A 21,878-nucleotide genomic window follows, 5' to 3' on the forward strand; every position below is an offset into this window, starting at 1 on the left:
GACGGCCGGTTTCCAGCCGCGATAAATCCCTCCACTGTAGGCATAGTTATGAGCTAGACCCAAGTTCGCAATGGTCCGTTCTCCTCCGGATCCGGCCCCCTCGTTCACCCGACTTCCGCCGTTGTGCATGAACGATCCGCCACCAAAAAGACCTGCGACGGGATAAGCCAACCCACATCACAGCCCGTACCCAGAAGATGTACGGCCAGGCCAGGGCTGCGCCGCTACGTCGGCAAGCAGCCCACCGGTGCCGGGCTACCTCATCAGACCGCCTCCGGCAGGTCCGCACACGCGACTGATTGATCCGCTCATATGCCCCGGGACGACCGAACACTGCTTTTTGGAACATGATCGCCCTTCAGACCATGCGCGCAAGCCGTATCCCGTGCAAAGCGGAAACCCCGGTCGCGCACCCTCGCACACCCCGGGGCCATTTCGGATTCCAATCCCGTAGCGAAGGCCGCATCTCAGGACACAGCATTCTGCACCTCCGGGGCCTCGCCTGATATCTCTGGAACAGAACCGAACTCGAAGTGCAGGGCCTGCAGAATACGGTTGTATTTTTCCAGCAATGCCTTGCGATCCTCTGCGCCCGTATGGACATGAGCGATATCGTAGCTGTAGCTGTCCTGCTCCAGCAGGCTCGAGAGCCGCGTCCCCTGCTCGACCTTGAGCTCGATCAGGGTATCCGGAAATTCCTCTTGGATACGCTCGATATCGCCGGCGCTGGGAACATGCGTGGCGATGCCATCCTCGAACACGCGCACGTGAAACTTCGCGGCACACCCATAACGGCCGCGTCGTAACGGTAAATCCGGTGCCCTTCCCAATGCCAGTTCAAGCATGATCTGGAAATTGGAAGCCCCATCCACTTTTTCGAACATATCGCTATGTGATTGTGACAATCGAGGATTGACTTCCAGCAACGTGAGCTCCTCGGTCTTTGGCCGGTAAAAAAATTCCACGTTGTAGGTCGCACTGTCGTAGCCAAAGTGTAGCAATACTTTGTTGGTTGCCTCACTGATCCTGTTCTTCACCCGCTTCGGAAGGCTAGACGGGTATTGATAGCGAAGAAACGACGAACGGTTGGGATAATTGATCGAATCGATGATCCCGTAATGCTGCGGCTTGCCGGCAAACACGTAACCCTCTATCGTGCACTGGCGCCCGCCAACAGCCTGTTCAACGATACAGTTCCGGCCGCCGATGGCGGCAATCTCCTCTGGGAGATCTGCATACGAAAGGATCTGGTCGAAGGGTCCGGCGATCCGATCGATGCGCGCGCGGAACTGGCCAATGGCATGGCTCAGCTGGCGCCGGTTGCCCACCCTGAATGCAAGAAGCGAGTCCATCCCCTTAACTGGCTTGATCCAGAAGGGAAAGGGAACGTCCATAGCGTCGATGGCGGCATCATCGAACGGATCCAGGACATCGAATCGCGGGACCATGCCCGGGATTACTTTGTGCTGTTCCAGCCGACTCCAGTATTTGTGCTCGCAGCGGAGGACACTCTCGAGCGAGGGCGAGGAAAGTCCATATTCGCGGCAGAGGATCGCCACCATCGTGGTCACTGGAAAATCCCAATAACCGAGAATTCCGTCGATCGAACCGTCGAACTCCTGTAGACGTTCTCGTGCCTTGCCAAGGCATTCTTCGACAGGATAAAACCCTTTGGCTTTTACTTCATCAAAACTCAATAGCTCATGGAGTCTGTAGTCGATGCCGATGTCGACCGCCCTGATCTTCTTCATGTTAAACGGGTCGGCCCCGACGATGAAAATATTCTTGGCCATTTAAAATCCTCCACGGCGAAGTGGTACAGAACACAATCGCCTTGGCCTGCACCAGACCAAGTGCAGGAAGTACAGAGCCGGGCTGGCCAAAACGCTCGCCCTGTCACATGAGGGCATTACTCCGAGATTAGATGCTGCCTACCAGATAGCAAGCTCGGGGGCCGCCCCGATGACCGGCCCGACTGTCGTGGCGAGAGGAGTTTGTCAGCGTGATCCGTCAATCGAGTGCGCGAAGCGGCTGATCATCATCCTGGGCCCGGAGATCAGGACACACAGGGCCTGGTTCGCCCCACGGCTCAGGGTTTCAACGAGGATCGCCTCTTTCCAGGCCGTCTTTCATGCTGACGTCCACCGGTTACGGGAGATCGTCCACCCTATCGGTCAACGTAGTGGTCACCTGCCGGGTTCTGCCGCAGCGCCCAGTTCCTCCAGCGCGGACTGCAGGGTGCGGACAATCTCTCGCTCGTCGGTGCCGTAATGCGCGGGAAGGACCGGCTCCCCAATGACCACGCGCACCCTTCCGCCGAAACGCGGGAAATGCTTGCCCGGCGGCAGCACCTCGCGCGTGCCCTCGATCCACACGGGCACCACCGGTACGGGCTGTGCCGCGAGGACGAGCCCGATACCGGGCCGCAGTCTCTGGAGCGTGCCGTCCAGGGAGCGCTGGCCTTCCGGAAACCAGATCAGGCTGTTGCCCCGCTTCACGCTCGCCGCGGCCAGAGCGAGGCTCCGGCGCGGCGCGGACCCGGGGTCGACCGGCAAGACGCGCGCGGTGCGGCTGAGGGCTCCATATACCCGGTTGGAGAAGAAGTAGTCCTCCAGACCGGCCCAGTACAGCGACTCGAGATCCTGCCTGCTCAGGGCGGGCAGTAGCGCCAGGGGGTCCACGAAACTCAGATGGCGGGGGGCGAGCAGGTAAGGACCGTCGGCTGGAAGACTGCCCTGGACCTCCACGCGCATCAGCAACCGCGAGAGCAGCCGCGCCAAAACCAGCAGCAGGCCGCCGATCACACGGCGGGCCGCGCCGGGGGGCTCCAGGTCCTTTTTCTGGTCTTCGACGAGCAGCGCTTCCGGATCTACGAGCTGCGCCTTCAGTTCGCCCCGACCCTCCTTGGCTTCGGAGGCCCCGGCCGCCTCCTGCAGCAGATCCCGGACCGTCTCGACGCGTTCGATCGCCGAATCATCCAGGTCGATCCCGGCGCGATCCTGCAGCGCAAGCGTGAGGTCGACCCAGCTGAGCGAATCGATCCCGAGCTCCTCGGCGAGGCTACTGTCGGGCGTAACGCGGATATCATGAAAGCGCTCGGCGAGGTAGTTCCAGGTACGTTCGGCGCCCGGGTCCGAGAGCAGCTGCTGGTCCTCGGGGGCCATCGACTCCGGAGAGACCGGCTTTGGTCGCGCCTCGGAAACGGCATCTTCCTTGCCCAATTCCTCGAAGAGCTCTTCGAGCTTGTGCCGGCGCAGCTTGCCCAGGCGCGTACGCGGAAGGGGATCGAGCGCAATGCGCACCACGCCCGGGCGGTGATGACTCGGCAGTTCCTCTGCCGCGCGCTTGACCGCATCCTTCACCCGTTTCTCCAGGTCCTCGCCGGTGACCTCGCGCAACAGCCGCGACTCCGGAACCACGACCGCCGCCAGGCGATCGTCATGCGCCAGCACGCCGGCCTCGCGGATCGCGTCAATGCCTTGCAGGGCGCCCTCTACCCGTTCCGGGTCGACGTTCTCGCCCCCGGAGAGCAGGATCATCGAGGACTCGCGACCGTGCAGGTGCAGGTAGCCATCGTCGTCGATCTCGCCCGTGTCCCCAGTGCGGAACCAGCCGTCCTCGTCGAGGACCTCCTCGGTCTTGTCCGGAAGATTCAGGTAGCCGGCAAAGATGTTCGGGCCGCGTGCCATCACCTCGCCGCGGCCGTCGCGGGAATCAGTGTCGTCGATGGCCAGCTCGACGCCCGGCAAGGGCAGCCCCGCAGCCTCCAGTCGCAACCGGTCCGGGGGGTTGTACGTGAGAATCGGCGCGGTCTCGCTGAGACCGTAGCCGGTACCCAACTCCCAGCCCAACGCCTGCAGATCGCGCCCGAGGTTGGGGTCGAGCGCGGCACCCCCGGCGACTACCAGGCGCAGGCGCGGGGCGAGCCGCTGGTGCAGGCCCTTGAACAGCCTCTGGCCCAGGCGCAGTCCAAATCGCTGGCGCGCCAGTTTCGACAGCCGCAGCATCTGCCGGAACAACAGCGCCGCGATCCGCCCACGCCCCGCAACCCGGTCCTCCAGGGCCTTCCACACGGCCTCGTAGAGGCGCGGCACCCCCAGCATCACCGTTGCCTCGCCGCCGCGCAGGCCGCGCACGATCTGCGGCCCTACCAGGGAGAACGGCACGATGATGGGCGCCCCGAGGGTCAGGGGGACCAGGATGCCGACGGTGAACGGATAGACATGATGGAACGGCAGAGGGACCAGGACCCGGTCGCGATGGTCCGCGATTTCCTCCGCACACAGCGCCTCGACATTGCTCGTCAGGTTCCGGTGGGTCAGCGGCACGCCCTTCGGCGGTCCGGTGGTACCGGAGGTGTAGAAAACCGCCGCGACATCGTCGTGTCGCGCAACCGACGATGCCGCATCCTGCTTCAGAAGCCCCTCCCACGCCTTGGAAGCCTCCGGCTCGGCATCAAAGAGGCAGGTGCGCCCCTCACCCAAATCAGCCGGGAGGCGCTGTTCCAGCCTCGAGGTAGTGAAGATGAAGCGCGGCCGCGAATCGGACAGGGCGTGCTGCAGATCCTCGGAGGGCATCTGCGTGTCCAGGGGAACCACAGTGCCCCCCGCGTTCATCACCCCCAGCGCGGCGATGACCCACTCCGGGCTGTTCGGGGCGAACAGCCCCACCCGGTCTCCGCGTTCCAGGCCGGCCTCCCGGAGTCCGGCCGCCAGACGCCCGGCTCGCTCGAGCAGATCCGCCCGCGAAGTGGTTTCGAGGCCATCGCGGGTCATGGCGACCACCGCCACCTGCCCCTCCTCCGGCGACTGCGAGGCGAAGAGTTCGTCGACGGTCTGGGCATTCATGTCGGAAACCTCCAGGGAAACACGGATCAATGTGCCGCGTCGGGCTCGACCCCGCCGGTGCGATTCTCGTCGCGCACGCGTTCCTCCGGCTTCAGCAGCCGGAAGCGGCAGTCGTCGCCGGGCGCCAACTCCCGGTAATGACCGCGGTAAGCCACCATGATCGAGTGGGTGGTATAGGCACCGCTGCGGATCTCCAGCAACTCGCGGGTGGCCTCCACCTCCAGCGTTTGGTTGCGGTAATGCAATCGCACCTTCACGCAGTGCAGTTCCGGGGGGAACACCGGATCGAAGTGGAGCACGTTACCCCGCATGTCGATCCCCAGGTAGCAACGCTGAACCAGATCGACGCTCCCGGCCATCGCGCCGACATGGATGCCCTCGGGCGTCGTACCGCCCTGGATGTCCTCTAGGTCGCTGTCCAGGACGCGCTGAAAGAGATCCCAGGAATGGGAGCGGTCAGACCGCGCCATCACCCAGGAATGCGGCACGTGGCTCAGGGTCGAGCCGTGCGAGGTGCGGGCCAGGTAGTAATCGACGTTGCGCGGGATCATCGACGGATCGAACGGATAGCCGAGCTGTTCGAACAGCATCGCCAGCTCCTCCGCCGAGAACAGATAGAACATCATCAGGACGTCGGCCTGCTTTGAGACCTTGTAGCGATTTGACGAATCGCCCTCGGCCTCCAGGATCCGGTCCAGGCGCTGGATATCACCGTAGCGTTCCCGGTACTCCTGCCAGTCGAACTCTGCGAGCTGTTCATAGCCCTCGAACTGACAGATGATCCCGTCCGCGTCCATCGGCACGCGCAGCTTGCGGCTGATCTCGTCCCAGAGATCGAGTTCCGCGTCGTCCAGGCCGACACCTTCCCGCAGCTCCCGCCAGCGGATCTCCGGAAGCAGGTCGATGACGTCCCGCGCGCGGGTCAGTACCCAGGCCGCCATCACGTTGGTGTAGGCATTGTTGTCCACCCCGCCCTGGGCCTCGGGGTCGGCGTCCGGATACGCGGTGTGATACTCGTCCGGCCCCATCACGCCCTTGATCTCGTAGCGGTCCAGGTTCGGGTTGTAGACCGATGCACCGGCCCAGAACCGGGCGATCTCCAACAGCATCTCCGCCCCGTAGAAGTTCATGAACTCCTGGTCACCGGTGGCCTGGAAGTACTGCCACAGGTTGTAGGCGATCGCGGAGTTGATGTGCCGCTGCCGGTGGGAGGTATCCGGGAGCCACCGCCCCGAAGTCGGGTTCAAATGCAGTCGCTGCGTCTCCTCGCGTCCGTCGCTGCCGCTCTGCCAGGGATACATCGCGCCCCGATAGCCGGCCTCAAGCGCCGCCTGCCGGGCCTCCCCGAGGCGGCGATAGCGGTAGCGGAGCAGCGCCCGGGTCAGCATCGGAATACGCAGGTTCAGGAAGGGGAAGATGAACAACTCGTCCCAGAAGACATGTCCGCGGTAGGCCTCGCCGTGCCAGCCCCGCGCGGGGATGCCGGTATCGAGATCGACCGAGTGCTTCGAGGTGGTCTGCAGCAGGTGAAAGATGTGCATCCGCAGCTTGAGTTCGGTATCCGGCGCCGCGTCATCCTCGAGCGCAATGTCGCATTCCCCCCACAGGTGGCACCAGGCCATCTCGTGGCGGGCGCGAAGGGCGTCGAAGTCACCGGCACGGCCGAGGGTTCGGAGGGCCTCTATGCCGGGTTCGGTGATCGCGGCATCACGCGACGAGTACAGCGCGAGGACCTTCTCAATCCGGAGGTTCGCGCGTTCCGGCAGATCGAGGATGATCTCCTGCGCCACGCCCTGCGCCTCCCGCAGCGTTTGGCGCTCGGCCCCGGCCTCCACGCCTTCGTGGTACACACGGGTGCGGGCGGCCTGCGCAATGTCGAGCCGGGACTGGTTGGTCCGGGCCCGAAGAAACAGGGTGTCGTCGCCCCGGTGGTCCGCCTCGAGAATCTCGAGATGGCGGTTCTCGAGCCCCCGGTAGCGCGCCACGCCATCATTGACCACCCCGCCGTCGAGCGCGGAATGCAGGGTGACCCGTCCCGACCAGTCCTCCGCGGTCAGCTCCACGCACAGGGCCGCGAGGTGCGGGTTATCCATGCTGACCAACCGAAGCTCGCGCCACTGCGTGGTACGGCCCGCCGGATCGCGGAAACGCAGGCTGCGCAGCAACAGGCCGCGGTCAACATCGAGTTCCTGTGCAAACGACAGGATCTCCGTGTCGTCAAGCCGGAACCAGTCGCCGTCATCCACGCGGAAGGTCAGCGGCAAGGCGTTGGGTAGGTTGACTAGGTCCTCGTTCTCGACCTTCCTACCGGCCACCTCACTGATCAGGCGGTTGTAGCCGCCGGCGAGATAGGTGCCCGGGTAATGCACGTCATCCGCCCACGCGTCCGGCGCGGCACCCCGCATCGCGAAATACCCGTTGCCCAGCGTGCACAGCGCCTCGCGCAGACGCTCCTGCCAGGGACGGTAGCCGGAGTAGCGCAACACCCAGCCTCCCTTGTCCCGTGTATCCGCCGCCGCGGCATCGGAGACGCGCGCCGTCAGGATCCCGGTCAGGGACTGGAGCAGACGTTTCACGCCGAGGACGTCATCCACCACGCAGTCGGCAGCGGTCGCCCGGGTTTCGTCATGTCGCACCGCGACGCAGATACCCTCCCCCGCAAGCGCGCGGAAGGCGTCCTCGTCGGTCAGGTCGTCGCCGACATACACCGGCACGAGGTTCTCGCCCGGGCCGTCCACCTCGCCGAGAATCCAGCGCACGGCTTCGCCCTTGTTCCAGTGGATGCCCGGACCGATATCCAGCACCTTCTTGCCGTGGCCGAGACGCAGTTTCGGGTGTGCCTCCAGCACCTCGCGGACGATCGAGCCAACCCGATCCACCTCCGCAGCGCCAACACGCCGGTAATGCACGGCAATGGAGAAGCGCTTGCGCTCCACCATGTGGCCCTCAATCCCGGCCAGCCGCTGCGTTAGTTCCTGTTCCGTCGCATCCAGTTTGGGGAGGAACTCACCGCCCATCTCCAGACTTCGGCCATCGTCCTTCGGACCGGCGATCTCGAAGCCGTGGCTGCCCGCGAGCCACACGGAGTCGAGCGCGACCAGCTCCCGCAGCTTCGTCAGATCGCGACCGCTCACAATGACCACGCTGCAGTGCCGGGCCAGCGCCGCCACCGTCGCGCGCATGTCGGCGGCCAGCCATGCCTGCGTATGATCCTCGATGATCGGCGTCAGGGTGCCGTCGTAATCCAGAAACACCACCGGACGCGCGGCCTGCAGGCGAGCGAACATCTCGCTTTCGCGATCCCGGGCACGGGGCAGATCGACGAGCGTGCGCCGGGTCAGTCCGGCGGCACGACTGTAGCGAAGCTCGGCGGCATCGCGGACCACCAGGTCGGCGCCGAGCTCGAGCAAGGCATCGGCACGGTCGGGACCGGCCATGCCGATCACGGGCCGAAAGCGGCCGCGCACCGCCGCCTCGACACCACTGCCCGCATCCTCGAGGACCGCGCATTCCTGCGGCGCTACGCCCAGTCGCCGCGCCGCCTCCAGCAGCATCGCCGGATCCGGCTTGCCGGGGATATCCAGCCGCGCCAGCTCGTTGCCATCCACCCGTACGTCGAAGGCGTCGAGCAAGCCGGCGCTGCGCAGGACGGCCTCCGCATTGCGACTGGAAGAGAACACCGCGGCCGGGATGCCACCGCGGCGCAGTACATCAAGCAGTCGCAGGGTGCCCGGGAGCGGCTGCACCCGGTTCGCCTCCAGCCAGGCATGGAAATACCGGTTCTTGCGCCGGCCCAGGCCCGCGACCGTCTCCGCCTGCGGGCCGTCCTCGTCGCTGCCGGCCGGCAGTTCGATGCCGCGCGCGTCAAGAAACGTGCGGATGCCCTCGGCACGAGGGCGCCCGTCCACATACCGGCGATACTCCGCATCGGCGTCGAAGGGCTCGAACGTCTCTCCGAAACGCTCGGCGCGCGCCTCGAGGAACTCGTCGAACAGGTGCTTCCAGGCCGCGGCGTGGGCGCGTGCCGTATCCGTCACCACCCCGTCCATATCGAACAGCACGGCCCTGGTGTTTGCCCCTCGTTCCGCCTGATCCTTCATGCGGGCCTCCCGCTGCATGAAATCCCTCGGCCGAATGGCGGCGCCTGCAGGCAACCCCCACTCTCATCATACGCATGGACAGATTTCGCCAAGAAACCCTGATCTTCGATGAAACCCTGCCGCCGCCACGCGGCACGGATATCACCCTCGCGCAGATAATGAGCGCCCCGACTGTCGTGCTCAACGGGGTTTTTCAGAGTGATTAGCCAATCGAGTTCGCCAAGCGGCTGATCATCATCCCCGGCCCGGAGATCAGGGCACACGCCCCGGGCCTGGGTCGCCCCAAGGCGCGGGTGTTTCAACGAACATCGGCTGGTTCCAGGCCGTCTTTCATGCGGACTTCCACCGGTTATGGGCGATCGTCCGGGCCGGACCGATCGTTGTCTTCACCACCAGTCTCCCGAAACAACCGTTCGACATCCTCTGCACGGCACATCACGGTTCCTTCGCTCAACAGCGCGGCGGCACCCGCGGCGACGGCATACCGGGCTGCATCCCCGAGTGACTCTTCAGCCGCCAGTCTGAGCACAAGGGCGGCCACAAAGCTGTCACCCGCACCCACCGCGCTGCGGGCTTCAACCTCTGGCGAGGGAACATGGAAGACACCCTCGGACGAGGCAAACAGCGCCCCTTCGCCGCCAAGGCTCAGCGCGACGATCTCCGAGCCGCCGGCGTCGAGGATCTTCTGCAGCGCGGCCTCCTGCTCTTCCCGCGAATCCAGATCGGCCCCGGTTAGCTGGCGCAATTCCTGTTTGTTGGGCTTGACCAGGAAGACCCCTTCATCCAGCGCAGCCTCCAGGGAGGCGCCGGAAGCATCGACAACACAGCGGGTCCCTGCCTGCTTTGCCAGCCGTGCCACCCGGGCCGTGAAATCGTCCGGGACCCCTTCCGGCAGGCTGCCGCTCACCACCAGATAGCCACCGTCCGAAAGCGCCTCCTCCACACGGTCCAGCGCCCCGCGCCACTCCTTCTCCTGCCACTCCGGACCCTCCAGAACAAAGCGATATTCCTTTCCGGTCGAGTCCTCGGTCACGTTAAAGCTCTGGCGGGTGCTGCCCTCGATTTCGATCGGCTGTGCCCCATCCAACTCGGCTTCCAGCAACCCGCGGTACACGTCGCCCATCGGGCCGCCCACGGCGTAGAGCGCCGTCGCCTCGCCTCCCAGACGCTCGATCACGCGGGCGACATTGACGCCACCGCCACCGGGATCGAAACGGCCGCCCGAGCAGCGCAGCTTGTGTTTGCTGACCACCTCGTCCACCGACGTGCTGACGTCAAGTGCGGGATTCATGGTGAGCGTGACGATCGGTTGCATGCATTTCCTCCGGTCCTTGCGTGCGGATGTTCACGAGTACCGCATCCGGGTCTCGGCGTGGCGCCCCACTCATCGGCTGCGAGTTCCTCTTTGCATTCGGCCTGCGCGACCATCCGCTTCACGGCTGTCAACGCCCATGAAGCTGTCCGGCTCACCGAGCTGTGTCGATCCCCTGCCCTGACCGAGGCGGGGCGAATTTCCGGGAGTCGCGCGGGACCTGACCGCCCAGTCCATTCTTCACACTGACATCCCAGGCCTTTCCAGCATCACGTCGTTCGCGGCGATGCTCGCGCCGAAGCCGGGATCCCGAGACCACTTGTCCGGCACTGGCATCCAGGCAACGGCGTGCGCATTGACAGACTTCGGCATAAAACGCCAGTCTCTGCTCGGACCCCGATGTAGCCGGGCGACGCGGTCTCACCGCCCGGGCAAACCGTTGACTTTCGGGGCCACCCGCCACCGCAGCCGGGCGGGTTCCCTGACATCAGTGTAGCCCACCATCGGAGGGGTCCCATTGAACGTCTCTGAGATGCCCCCGCCACCTCGGGACGGCTATGTGCCGATCGAGGATCACGGCCTGATCGGGGATGGTGCCAGGACCGGAACGCCGCCGCGTTCGTCCCTGGCCTGCGCTTCGGGCTGCCCATGAGGCGCGGGCGCTGGTTCCTGCTTGGGTTGCTGGCTGTCTACCTCTCGACCGGCGCCTACCACCTGTACAAGCCGCTTCCCGAAGGGCTCGATGTCGTCACGCCCTACCATCCCGCCGAGGGGGTCGAGTTCCTCGCGGATGCCACGTGGACGGACACGCAGGGCAATCAGCACACAGAGCAGGAGATATTCGATGCCGCCCTGGAGATGATCGGACAGGCGCAGTCGCTGGTTGTCGCGGATTTCTTTCTGGTGAACCAGTTTGCGGCGACGTCCGAGGCTGCGCATCGTCCACTCTCAAGCGAGTTCGTCCTCGGACTGGCGGAGTGGCACGCACAACGACCCGGGGTCGAGGCGCTGCTGATCACCGATCCCTTCAACACCCTCTACGGCGGCATCAAGCAGCCCCTGTTCTCCCGGCTGGAGGCGCATGGCATCTCCGTGATCGAGACGGATCTGCGGGCCCTGCGCGATCCCAACCCCCTGTGGTCGGCCGCCTGGCGCATCTGTTGTCAGTGGTTCGGCAACAGTTCGCATGGTGGTTGGCTCCCGAACCCGGTGGGCGATACACCCGTCACCCTGCGCACGTACCTTGCGCTTCTAAACTTCAAGGCGAACCACCGCAAGACGCTGGTCACGGATGGGCCGGACGGCTGGACCGGACTGGTGACCTCGGGGAATCCGCATGACGCCAGCAGCCGGCACGACAACATCGCCGTGCGTTTCCGGGGCGCCGCGGCCATCGACCTGCTGCACACCGAGCGCGCGGTCGCAGAGTTCTCGAATGGAACCCGAACGGCCCTTCCGGATCGCGTGGAAGCGAACGGAGCCGTCGATTCGCCCGTCCGGATCCGAGTCCTGACCGAGTCACGGATCCGCGACGCCGCCCTGGAGATGATTGACGCCGCGGATCCCGGGGACCAGCTGGACCTGTGGATGTTTTACCTCTCGCACCGGGCCATCGTGAAGGCCCTTCTGGCCGCGCAGCAGCGCGGCGTCGACCTGCGGGTGCTTCTCGATCCGAACCGTGATGCATTCGGCCGGAAAAAGCAGGGACTACCCAACCGGCAAGTGGCGCTGGAACTGAACGCCGGGGGCGTCTCGGTGCGCTGGTGCAATACCCAGGGCGAGCAGTGCCACGCGAAGATGCTCCTGCATCGTCCTCGCGATGGAGATGCCACGCTGCTTGCGGGCTCCGCGAACTTCACCCGGCGCAACCTGGACAATTTCAACCTGGAGACCAACGTGCAGATTCAGGCCGAGGCCGGGACTCCGGTTATCGCCGATGCCGCCCAATTCTTCGATACCCGCTGGCACAACGAGCCGGACCGGGTTCACAGCCTCCCCTACCAGGAATATGCCGACGACTCCCGGCTGCGCTACTGGCGCTACCGGATGATGGAGGCAACCGGGCTGTCTTCTTTCTGATCCGCACCAGACACCGCTTACTGCGGTGCGGACCCGTTCCACACTCGGAAACACCACGCCGAGGGCGGTCGCCAACGAGTATGGCGGTTATTCGCGAACCAGCAGGCGCGGGCCACACCACGCTGGGCTGAACCCACCGAAGCGACCTCCCTCCACCGGGGACGCACCGCCCCCCGGGACGGACTCGCGGCCATGCCTCTGGCAGTGCCAGGCACTGGGCCGGGGAGCAAGAAAAGGCGATCGGGGCGGCGACGCGGCTCGCGCGACCGTTTCCATTTCGCCAGGCCTCGTTCTTACCGGAAGCGATCCGAAGCGTTCCGAAGTGCCTTTGCCATGTCATCCCAGGCGGACTCCATTCCTTCCCGCAACTCCTTCCACGAATCCTCGCTCGCCTCGCGCACCTGGCGTAGCCGTTCCTCGGCCTCGTCGCGCCGTTTACGCAGTTCCTGGATTTGCTCTTCGTACTTGGCGCGCAGATCCGCATCCGCCTGCTTGGCCTTCGCCTCCAGCTTTCCCAGGTCGTGGTTCCACTCGTCAATTTTTGCTTTCATCTTCTCGACGTATTGTTCGCGATCACTCATCTCGTCCGTATCCTTGTTCTTCGTGAATTGCATGGGTCCGCTGCGAACCAAGGATCCGCAGCATATAAAGCTGCGCCCTGAACACGCCCCAATACATCCGTTAGCGGAAGCATTGGTCCGGGACTAGGGCCTGCTGGCTCGAACTAAAGCCCTCTGCTGTATGTGCGGGGGAATCAGCCCAGTTTTTCGAGCAACACCCGACAAAATGCAGGCAAGTCATCCGGCGTGCGGCTACTGATCAGGTTGCCATCCTGCACGACTTCCTCGTCGAACCAGTCGGCCCCTGCGTTGACCATATCGTCACGGATCGAATGGAACGAGGTCACCCGCCGCCCGGCCAGTATGTTGGCCGATACGGCCATCCAGCCACCGTGACAGATCCAGGCCACCAGCCCGCCACGCGGGTGCACGGCGCACACCAGATCGACCATTGCCCGATGCCTCCGCATCTTGTCGGGTGCCATGCCGCCCGGGATGATCAGCGCATCAAGGTCGTTCGCATCGACCCCGACTGGGTGGTGATCGAATCGCGCGACCATGCCCGCAACGGCGAGATCCTCGTGGCCCTGATCAATGGCGAAGAAGCCACCCTCAAGCGTATCGAGCAGACCCCGAATGTCGTCCTGCTGCACGCGGAGACTCGGACCTATGCGCCCCACTTCGTCGCCCCGGACCGGCTCCGCATCCAGGGCGTACTGGTCGGGCAGATGCGCCGTTACCTCTGATCGAAGCAGCCCGTCAGCAGGCGAAGTCGAAAGGATGCTGCGGCGGCTCGGCCGGGTAGATCCAGGCGGGTTTGCCCTGGCTCCACTGCCAGGCCGCCAGACCCGCGGCACAAGCCGCCACCGAATGGTCGCTGGCCCGATCGAGATCGCGCACCCCACTGAGGCCCTTCCGCTCCAGCCAGGCCAGCAGCTCCCGTCGCGCCTCCGACGTGCGCTTCATGGCCTTCAAGGTCGCAATCGTGGCGCCTCTCAGGGCCATGGCCACCGTGGGGTGTACCTCCACCACCCGGGCGTCCGGGCGCTCGCTGCGGAGCATGCGGCTGACCGCCACGCCCCGCAGCGTCAGGTAGGCCATGCGCGGTGCGGAAGGTGCCATGACGGTTCCGGCCGGCAATCCGTGTTCGACCGCCACGCGTCGCAGGGACTGGTCGGATGTGCGGCTGCCTCCGATGGGCGAATACGACAAGGGCGCATCCAGCCCCACAATCGCGCCCGCGGGTACACGGTCGAGGATCGCCTGGTCGTTGGCCCCCGCCACCAGCTCCAACAGATCGAGCGCCCCACCCTGTTCACGGAACACGGCGACGGAGGTATGCGCGGCACTCCCGGGACCGGACAGGTCCACCCCGATGATCGTCTGCCCCATTCGATCTACCTCGGCCCGCTTCTGACGAAGGGCCACCATCGCATCGATCCTGGCCGGGTGCGATCAAAAACGGGATCGCGTGGTCCGAAAGTAACCTTCACAACCATCGTGAGCCGCGCCGCCTATGAATTCTCCGGATGTGGAACGCGACCGAACCGTCGATCCGAACGAGGTGGACCGCTATCGCGCCCTCGCCGACATGTGGTGGCAACCGGATGGCAGGCTCTGGCCACTGCACGTGCTGAACCGCCTGCGTAGCGACTATATACGCTATCAGCTCTGCCACTCGCTCGGACGGGAACCGGAAGCCGACCGCCCCCTGACCGGCCTGCGCATGCTGGACATCGGCTGCGGCGGCGGCCTGTTGAGCGAGGCCATGGCACGCCTCGGTGCGGACGTGCTGGGCGTCGACGTGGTGGACCGCAACATCGCCGCGGCACGGCATCACGCGGACGAGCAAGGGCTCGATATCCAGTACGAGGTCAACACGGCGGAGGCCCTCGCGGAGCGCGGGGAAGACTTCGATGTGATCCTCAACATGGAGGTAGTCGAACACGTCGCGGACCTGCCCGCGTTCATGGGGAGCGTCAATCGCATGCTCCGCCCCGGCGGCCACACCTTCGTGGCCACGATCAACCGCAATCCGGTCTCGTTCATGGTCGCCATTGTCGGGGCCGAGTACCTCTTCCGCATCCTGCCCCGGGGCACCCATCAGTGGAAGCGATTCGTCACGCCCCGGGAAACGCGGGACCTACTGGCACATGACGGCCTGGAGCCCGTGACGCAGACGGGGGTCAGGGTCAATCCGCTCAACCGCCGGATGTGGCTGTCACGATCCATGAGCGTCAACTACATGATCCTGGCGCGCAAGCCCATTGCCTGATCCGGCGCTCTCGCTCGCCGGACACGCCACCACGAGGCAGGAAGCACGCGACCCATGGGTGGCCAGCACGCTCCATTCCTCCACCACCAGATCCGCGGCCGCGAGCTGGGCGCGGAGATCCGCCTCGTAGGTCACGTGCCCGAAATCGATGGTCGTGATCCGCCGCAGCAGGGGCTTGAGGATCTCGACCCAGCGCACCGGGTGGCGCTGGATGGTCTGCGTGAACAGGAACCGGCCGCCTGGCGCGAGCAGCCCCTTGCAGTGGCGCAGGGCCTGTTCCGGATCGGGCAGCAGCATGAAGCTCGCGGAAAAGTACACCACGTCGTAGGGACCACCCGCGTGGTCGTACACGGATTCCCGAAACACCGCGGCGCCGTCGGCCAGGGTTGATTCCTGCAACCGGCGCCGCGCCCGCCGGACGTAGTCGCCATCGATATCGATCCCGGTCAGGTGCAACTGCTTGTGCCGCGCCCGCTCGGCATTGGCCACCAATGCCCCCGCCGTGCCGATGCCCACATCCAGCACTCGCGCGCCATCGGGCATCCGCTCCAGGGCCTCCGCATACCAGCGGGCGGTCAGTCGCAGGATCAGGAGATCGTAGATCGCACTTCGCATCAGGCTTCTCGCCAAGGACCGGTAGGGCAGCGCGGCAGGGACAAGGGCCGTACGAACCCTCGCCAGGCCCTGCGCGCATCATCGCACCCAAGCAGACAGTCTTCCACGAACCTCTCGCCTCCCGGCCCGACCCATAACTGGCATCTTCTTTGCATGTCGCTACAAGAGGGCGGAAACGTCATTTTTCCGTCGCCCGACGGAGGACCCGCCCCTCGATGACGAAAAGGCAAAGATTGCCAAGGAGGGTCACAAGATGATCAATCTGTTCCTTACCCGACGCCAACTGTTCCTCCTGGTGCTGGGCACCCCGCTGGCCACGGTCCTGCTGTTCATTCTGGGTGTCTTCTCGGGCGCCGCGATCGGGGCCCCCGGACCGCTTGGCGCCGAGCCCGAATCGCCGGCAACCGAGAACACGGGCTCGGCGCCGGAATCCGGACGCGCCCGCGCGTCTTGGCTGGATACCCCAGCACCCTTGTCGACCCGCGCCGGCGATGACACCGCATTGCCACTCTTCTCGCCGGCTCGCCATTCCGGCCGCATTGAGGGGAAAAGCCAGGAGCCGTCGCTGGCGGAGCCCACGCCGCAACGCCAGCATGAGCGGAGCGAAGACGCCTCCGCACCCGAGGAGCTGTATTCCATCCAGGCCGGCGTATTCACCGAACTGGAAAACGCCCGGAAGTTGAACCGGACCCTCAAGGCCCGCGGGCTTGCCAGCCGGCTGGAGGTCGTGGACGGACCCGAGCCGGCCTCCGAACGCTACCGGGTTCGCATCGGCCTGTTCGACTCGCGCGCAGCCGCGATGGCCGCCCTCGAGGCACAGGAAAGGGATACGCTCGCGGATGCCTTTATCGTCGCGCGGCCGTTGAACCACTCCTGAAACGCACCTCAGTCCGTGCGCGGCAAGCTGCGCAGGTAGCGTTCCTGGTCGGGGCTTTCGATCGCGCCGGGACGGGCCGACCGGACCTCCCGGATGGCCGCCTCCGGCGCAAGCCCACGTTCGATGAGGGTCAGGGCAGCAATGGTGCCCGCACGGCCCTGACCACCCCCGCAGTGGAACACCACGCGCTCGCCGGCCCGCAACCGCTGGTGGACCTGCGGCCCGACATCCTGCCAGCCCTCTTCCCAGGGCTGATCGGGAGCGGCCATGTCGCCGATCGGAAGATGCAGCCAGCGCATCCCCGCCGCCTGAACGCTCTTCCCGAGACCCGGGACACCCAGATCAGTTAGCTCGGACCCCTGATTCAGGGTCACGAGTACGTTCGCACCCCAGTCCCACAGCGCCGCCAGATCCGCCTCCACGTCCTGCGCCGCGCAACTCGTTCCATCCGGCCGCTTGCCGGGGCAGCGAGTCATGCCAATCGCCCCGCCCTCGGGCAGATGAATGACCCCGATGTCGAGCGAAGGGGTCTGGCCGGCCGTGGGGGATGTCATGGCGTGCTCCTGCCGTGGGGGTCGAAATGGTGCATCAAAGATAGGGACCAATCAGGTGCGTGATCCACCCCGCCAGGCGGCGCCGCAGCGGCCGGTTCTCCCAGTCCTCGATGGTCAGGCGCTCGGCATCGGCCTTGTCCACCTCGATCAGTTCGCGGATCTCGCGGGCGAAGCCTTCGTCCCAGATGTTCAGGTTGGCCTCGTCGTTCAGGCGAAACGACCGGTTGTGCAGATTCGCGGAGCCGATACTGGCCCAGCGGTCGTCGATCGCCATCAGCTTGGAGTGGTACATGCGCGGATGATACTCGTACAGTTCCACCCCGGATTCGAGCATCGGCCGCCAGCGATTAACCGATGCATGACGGAAGAAACCGAAGTTCATGCTGTCGCCCGGGACCAGCACGCGAATACGGACACCCCGGTCGGCCGCCTCCTCCAGCACCTCCAGGAACCGCGGATCGGGATAGAAATAGGCCGTGCCGATCGTGATGTGCTCTTCCGCCGCGGCAATGGCATGCAGAAACATCAGGCGCACCCGGTGACGCCCCTCGCGCGGGGCACTGTTAACCATCTGGGCGTCGCGATCCCCCATTTCGGACAGCTCGGGGAAATACGCCGCGCCGGTGGGCATCCGCCCCGTGGCGTCCAGCCAGGTCTCCAGGAACACCGCCTGCAGATTGCCGACCACCGGGCCCTGAATGCGAAAGTGGTTGTCGCGATAGCCATCGCGGTCGTCACCGTCAATCCAGGGATCCGCTACGTTGGCTCCCCCGATGAAACCGGTATGACCGTCCACCACCAATAGCTTGCGGTGCGTGCGGTGATTGAAGCGCGACAACTGGTACCAGGACGGCTCGCGCCAGCGCACTAGCTCCACCCCGGCCTCTTCCATGCGTTCGAACATCTCCGGGTCAGCATCGCGCGAACCAATGAAATCCAGCATGGCATGCACCCGAACCCCGCGTTCCGCCGCACGCGCCAGGACCTCGGAGAAGATCGCCGCCTGCTCGCCCCAGTACTCGTATACCTCGAAGGTGACCGAATGCTCGGCGTTTTCGATCGCCTCGATCTTGGCCGCGTAGATGGCCTCGCCGTCCTGTAACAGGTCAATGCGGTTGCCGCTCACGATCGGCTGCTGCAGGAGCAGGCCCATGTCCCGCCGGAACTGCTCCGACGAAGTCCCGTACTCCAGCGCCAGCGGCTCTTTCAGCCGGTCGGGTTTCGGCAACGCATTGAACAGCACCACATTCCCCAGCGCAAAGATCAGGGCAATCAGCACCACCGGGAGCAGGACGTAGCGCATGGGGTCTCCAGGCACGCAGCGAATACATGAGGATTTTGGCCCAGTGTACACAGCCGGTTACAAAAACCGGCGAAGGTTCGTCAGGTGGCCTGTTATCCCGGCACCGCGTTCAAGCGTAATGGGTTGGCGATCCCCCCGGTCATTGTGGGACGGATTCCATATACTGTATATATCGACAGTATATGGAATCCGCAGCCCATCCCCCCACTCGCAGGCATCCTGTCGCCCCCCCGGCCTATGCCGAACTGACGACGCTCAGCAACTTCTCGTTCCTGCGCGGGGCTTCGCACCCGGAGGAACTGGTCGAACGGGCGCAGGCGCTGGGCTACCGCGCGCTGGCGCTGACCGATATCGCCTCGCTGGCGGGTGTAGTACGAGCACACTCGGCAGCAAAGGAATGTGGGTTACACCTGATCCTGGGGGCGACCTTCCGGCTGGCCGATGGCCCCACCCTGACGCTTCTGGTGCGCAATCCCACGGGATACGCCGCCCTGTGTCGATTGATCACTCGGGCCCGCGGCGCGGCGGACAAGGGACACTACCACCTGACGCGCGCCGACCTGGATACCCTGCCCGCCGAGAGCCGCACCGGCTGGCACAGCCTGCTGCGGGTCGAGGCCGACAGCCCAGGGGCGTCGCTCGCCGAAGCGGCCCACTGGCTGTCCGGATGGGCCGCCCCAGGTCAGGGCCACCTGGCCGTGAGCCAGTTGCGTATCCCCGAAGATGCCACCCTGACGGCCCGCGCCCAGGCGCTGGGAACCGCCACTGGACTCCCGCTCGTCGCCTGCGGCGACGTGCACATGCACCGGCGCGGGCGGCGCGCCCTGCAGGACGTGCTTACTGCCCTGCGCCTGCGTTCGACGGTCGCGGAGGCGGCGCATGAACGCTTCCCCAATGGGGAACGCTGCCTGCGCCCACGGGCCGAGCTGGCCGCGCTGTATCCCGCCGCCTGGCTTGAGGCCAGTGTGGCCCTCGCGCGGGACTGCGACTTCTCTCTGGACGCGGTCACCTACCGCTACCCCACCGACCCGCTGCCGAAGACCATGACCCCATCCGCCTACCTGCGCGAGGAGACCCTCAAGGGCGCGCTCAAGCGTTGGCCCGATGGCATCCCGGCCCCGGTGCGCGAACAGATCGAACGCGAACTGGGCATCATCCGCGAGTTGGGCTACGAGCCGTACTTCCTGACCGTCTACGACATCGTGTGCTTTGCCCGAGGCCGCGGGATCCTGTGCCAGGGGCGCGGCTCGGCCGCCAACTCGGCTGTGTGCTACGCACTCGGCATCACCGCAGTGGACCCCTCGCGCTCCAGCATGCTGTTCGAGCGCTTCATCTCCGCCGAGCGCGGCGAGCCGCCGGACATCGACGTCGACTTCGAGCACGAACGCCGCGAGGAGGTGATCCAGTACATCTACCGGCGCTACGGCCGCGAGCGCGCCGCGCTGGCCTGCACGGTAATCCGCTACCGCCGCCGCAGCGCCCTGCGCGATGTCGGCCGGGCGCTGGGCATCTCGCGTGCACGGCTGGATGCGCTGACCGCCAACCTCGCCTGGTGGGACGACGGCATCCCCGCCGAGCGCCTGCGCGAGGTCGGGCTGGACCCGGGCGGCGCCCTGGCCCGGCAGTGGCAGACGCTGACCGCCGAGCTGCTCGGCTTCCCGCGCCACCTGTCGCAGCACACCGGCGGCTTCGTGATCGCCGACGGCCGACTGGACGAGCTGGTCCCCATCGAGAACGCGGCGATGCCGGAACGCTCCGTGATCCAGTGGGACAAGGACGACCTGGACGCGGTGGGCCTGCTGAAGATCGACGTGCTGGCGCTGGGTATGCTCTCCTGCGTGCGCCGTGCGCTGGAGCTGATGGCGCATCACCGGGGCCGCGACTGGGGCCTGGCCGACATCCCCGCCGAGGACCCGGCCGTCTATCGCATGCTGCAGAAGGCCGACACCCTTGGCGTGTTCCAGATCGAGTCGCGCGCGCAGATGAGCATGCTGCCGCGCCTGAAGCCCGCGAACTTCTACGACCTGGTGATCGAGATCGCCATCGTGCGCCCCGGCCCGATCCAGGGCGAGATGGTGCACCCGTATCTCAAGCGCCGCGCCCACCCGGAGCGGGTGCGCTATCCGAACGCAGAGGTAAAACGCGTGCTCGGACGCACGCTGGGCGTGCCGATCTTCCAGGAGCAGGTGATCGAGCTGGCGATGGTCGCGGCCGGTTTCTCCGCCGGCGAGGCGGACGGGCTGCGCCGCGCGATCGGCGCCTGGCGGCGCACCGGCCAGCTCGCGCGCTACCGCGAGCGCCTGATGGACGGCATGCGCGAACGCGGCTATCCGGAGAGATTCGCCGAGCAGCTGTACAAGCAGATCCTCGGCTTCGGCGAATACGGCTTCCCCGAGTCGCACTCGGCGAGCTTTGCGCTGATCACCTATGTCTCGTCCTGGCTCAAGTGCCACGAGCCCGCGATCTTCGCCTGCGCCCTGCTGAACAGCCAGCCGATGGGCTTCTACGCCCCGGCGCAGATCGTCGCCGACGCCCGCCGCCACGGCGTGGAGGTCCGCCCGGTGGATGTGCGCTGTAGTGACTGGGAGTGCACGGTGGAACCGCTGGCCGGGAGCGACGCGCTGGCCCTGCGCCTGGGCCTAAACCGCGTCGGCGGGCTGGCCCGCGACGTCGCCGGGCGCGTGGTCACCGCCCGCGTTGAGCGGCCATTCGCGGACGTGCCGGACCTGGTGGCTCGCGCCAGGCTCACCCGCGCCCAGGCCAATCGCCTCGCGCGCGCCGACGCCCTGAAGGGCCTGGCCGGTAACCGCCACCAGGCGCGCTGGGCGACCGAGGCGGTGGAGGAGCCTCTGCCGCTGTTCGCCGAGGGTCCGGGCGAGACCGTGCGCGAGGCCGACGTGACCCCGTTGCTGCCCCGCCCGGATGCGGTGGACGACCTGGTGCAGGACTACGCCACCCAGGGCCTGAGCCTGGGCCCGCACCCGCTGGCGCTAATGCGCCCATTCCTGGAACAGCACCGACTGTCCACCGCCGCCCGGCTACTCGAACAGCCCGGCTACAGCGGGGCCCGCTACGCCGGACTGGTGATCACCCGCCAGCGCCCCGGCTCGGCCAACGGCACGGTATTCCTCACCCTGGAGGACGAAACTGGCACGTTGAACCTGATCGTCTGGCCGGACCGGGTGGAGCACTTTCGCGCCGAGGTCCTGCACGGCCGCCTGCTGGAGGCCCACGGCGAGTGGCAGTACAGCGAAGGCGTCGGCCACCTGATCGTGCAGCACCTGATCGACCGCAGCACCTGGCTCGGCGAACTCGCCACCCACTCCCGCGACTTCGGCTGAACCGCAAAGCGGCCA

The 21,878-nt window shown here is 65.9% G+C and carries 15 protein-coding genes; 5 read left to right on the forward strand and 10 right to left on the reverse strand.

Annotated features, from left to right (window positions below; translation table 11 throughout):
• Positions 1-467: 467 nt before the first annotated feature.
• From D575_RS0109970 to D575_RS0109990, 4 genes are all read right to left on the reverse strand, one after another.
• Complete coding sequence (locus D575_RS0109970) at positions 468-1,793, reverse strand: acetyl-CoA carboxylase biotin carboxylase subunit family protein (RefSeq protein ID WP_018145775.1); 1,326 nt, start codon at positions 1,791-1,793, stop codon at positions 468-470.
• A gap of 393 nt (positions 1,794-2,186) precedes the next feature.
• Complete coding sequence (locus tag D575_RS0109975) at positions 2,187-4,847, reverse strand: AMP-binding protein (protein WP_018145776.1); 2,661 nt, start codon at positions 4,845-4,847, stop codon at positions 2,187-2,189.
• Positions 4,848-4,873: 26 nt separating this feature from the next.
• Positions 4,874-8,965: a trehalose-phosphatase gene (gene otsB / locus D575_RS0109980; RefSeq protein ID WP_018145777.1), complete on the reverse strand. Its 4,092-nt coding sequence runs from the start codon at positions 8,963-8,965 to the stop codon at positions 4,874-4,876.
• 331 nt (positions 8,966-9,296) lie between these two features.
• Entirely contained in the window at positions 9,297-10,262 is a 966-nt protein-coding gene (locus D575_RS0109990; protein WP_018145779.1) for a 1-phosphofructokinase family hexose kinase, read from the reverse strand.
• A 645-nt stretch (positions 10,263-10,907) separates the two neighbouring features.
• Here D575_RS0109990 and D575_RS0109995 point away from each other — a divergent pair.
• Positions 10,908-12,338, forward strand: coding sequence for a phospholipase D-like domain-containing protein (locus D575_RS0109995; protein ID WP_026182112.1), 1,431 nt, complete (start codon positions 10,908-10,910; stop codon positions 12,336-12,338).
• Between the two features lie 293 nt (positions 12,339-12,631).
• On the opposite strand, the gene D575_RS0110000 is transcribed toward D575_RS0109995, so the two are convergent.
• Both D575_RS0110000 and D575_RS13650 read right to left on the reverse strand, forming a co-directional pair.
• Complete coding sequence (locus tag D575_RS0110000; protein WP_018145781.1) at positions 12,632-12,952, reverse strand: hypothetical protein; 321 nt, start codon at positions 12,950-12,952, stop codon at positions 12,632-12,634.
• Positions 12,953-13,092: 140 nt separating this feature from the next.
• Positions 13,093-13,458: a DJ-1/PfpI family protein gene (locus tag D575_RS13650; RefSeq protein ID WP_081612120.1), complete on the reverse strand. Its 366-nt coding sequence runs from the start codon at positions 13,456-13,458 to the stop codon at positions 13,093-13,095.
• On the opposite strand from D575_RS13650, the gene D575_RS0110010 reads away from it, so the two are divergent.
• Positions 13,357-13,644 carry a LexA family transcriptional regulator gene (locus tag D575_RS0110010; protein WP_018145783.1) on the forward strand — a complete coding sequence of 96 codons (288 nt, stop codon included), beginning with the start codon at positions 13,357-13,359 and terminating at the stop codon, positions 13,642-13,644. The two genes, D575_RS13650 and D575_RS0110010, sit on opposite strands and share 102 nt — an antisense overlap.
• Positions 13,645-13,657: 13 nt before the next feature.
• Here the strand turns inward: D575_RS0110010 and D575_RS0110015 are convergent, their stop codons facing one another.
• Positions 13,658-14,329 carry a DUF429 domain-containing protein gene (locus D575_RS0110015; protein WP_018145784.1) on the reverse strand — a complete coding sequence of 224 codons (672 nt, stop codon included), beginning with the start codon at positions 14,327-14,329 and terminating at the stop codon, positions 13,658-13,660.
• Positions 14,330-14,414: 85 nt separating this feature from the next.
• Here D575_RS0110015 and ubiG point away from each other — a divergent pair, with 85 nt between their 5' ends.
• Entirely contained in the window at positions 14,415-15,173 is a 759-nt protein-coding gene (gene ubiG / locus D575_RS0110020) for a bifunctional 2-polyprenyl-6-hydroxyphenol methylase/3-demethylubiquinol 3-O-methyltransferase UbiG (RefSeq protein WP_018145785.1), read from the forward strand.
• On the opposite strand, the gene D575_RS0110025 is transcribed toward ubiG, so the two are convergent.
• Positions 15,120-15,788 (reverse strand): bifunctional 2-polyprenyl-6-hydroxyphenol methylase/3-demethylubiquinol 3-O-methyltransferase UbiG, encoded by a 669-nt coding sequence (locus D575_RS0110025; RefSeq protein WP_018145786.1) that lies wholly within the window; start codon positions 15,786-15,788, stop codon positions 15,120-15,122. The two genes, ubiG and D575_RS0110025, sit on opposite strands and share 54 nt — an antisense overlap.
• A gap of 253 nt (positions 15,789-16,041) precedes the next feature.
• Between D575_RS0110025 and D575_RS0110030 the strand changes: the two genes are divergently transcribed.
• Complete coding sequence (locus D575_RS0110030) at positions 16,042-16,665, forward strand: SPOR domain-containing protein (protein ID WP_018145787.1); 624 nt, start codon at positions 16,042-16,044, stop codon at positions 16,663-16,665.
• A gap of 8 nt (positions 16,666-16,673) precedes the next feature.
• Here the strand turns inward: D575_RS0110030 and D575_RS0110035 are convergent, their stop codons facing one another.
• A complete protein-coding gene (locus tag D575_RS0110035) occupies positions 16,674-17,219 on the reverse strand; it encodes a cyclin-dependent kinase inhibitor 3 family protein (protein WP_018145788.1) in 546 nt (181 codons plus the stop codon).
• A gap of 34 nt (positions 17,220-17,253) precedes the next feature.
• Positions 17,254-18,522, reverse strand: coding sequence for a phosphatidylserine/phosphatidylglycerophosphate/cardiolipin synthase family protein (locus D575_RS0110040; RefSeq protein WP_018145789.1), 1,269 nt, complete (start codon positions 18,520-18,522; stop codon positions 17,254-17,256).
• Between the two features lie 182 nt (positions 18,523-18,704).
• On the opposite strand from D575_RS0110040, the gene D575_RS0110045 reads away from it, so the two are divergent.
• A complete protein-coding gene (locus D575_RS0110045) occupies positions 18,705-21,863 on the forward strand; it encodes an error-prone DNA polymerase (protein ID WP_018145790.1) in 3,159 nt (1,052 codons plus the stop codon).
• The last annotated feature ends 15 nt before the right edge of the window (positions 21,864-21,878 follow it).

It is taken from the genome of Thioalkalivibrio sp. AKL6 (assembly GCF_000376905.1).
Taxonomy (GTDB): domain Bacteria; phylum Pseudomonadota; class Gammaproteobacteria; order Ectothiorhodospirales; family Ectothiorhodospiraceae; genus Thioalkalivibrio; species Thioalkalivibrio versutus.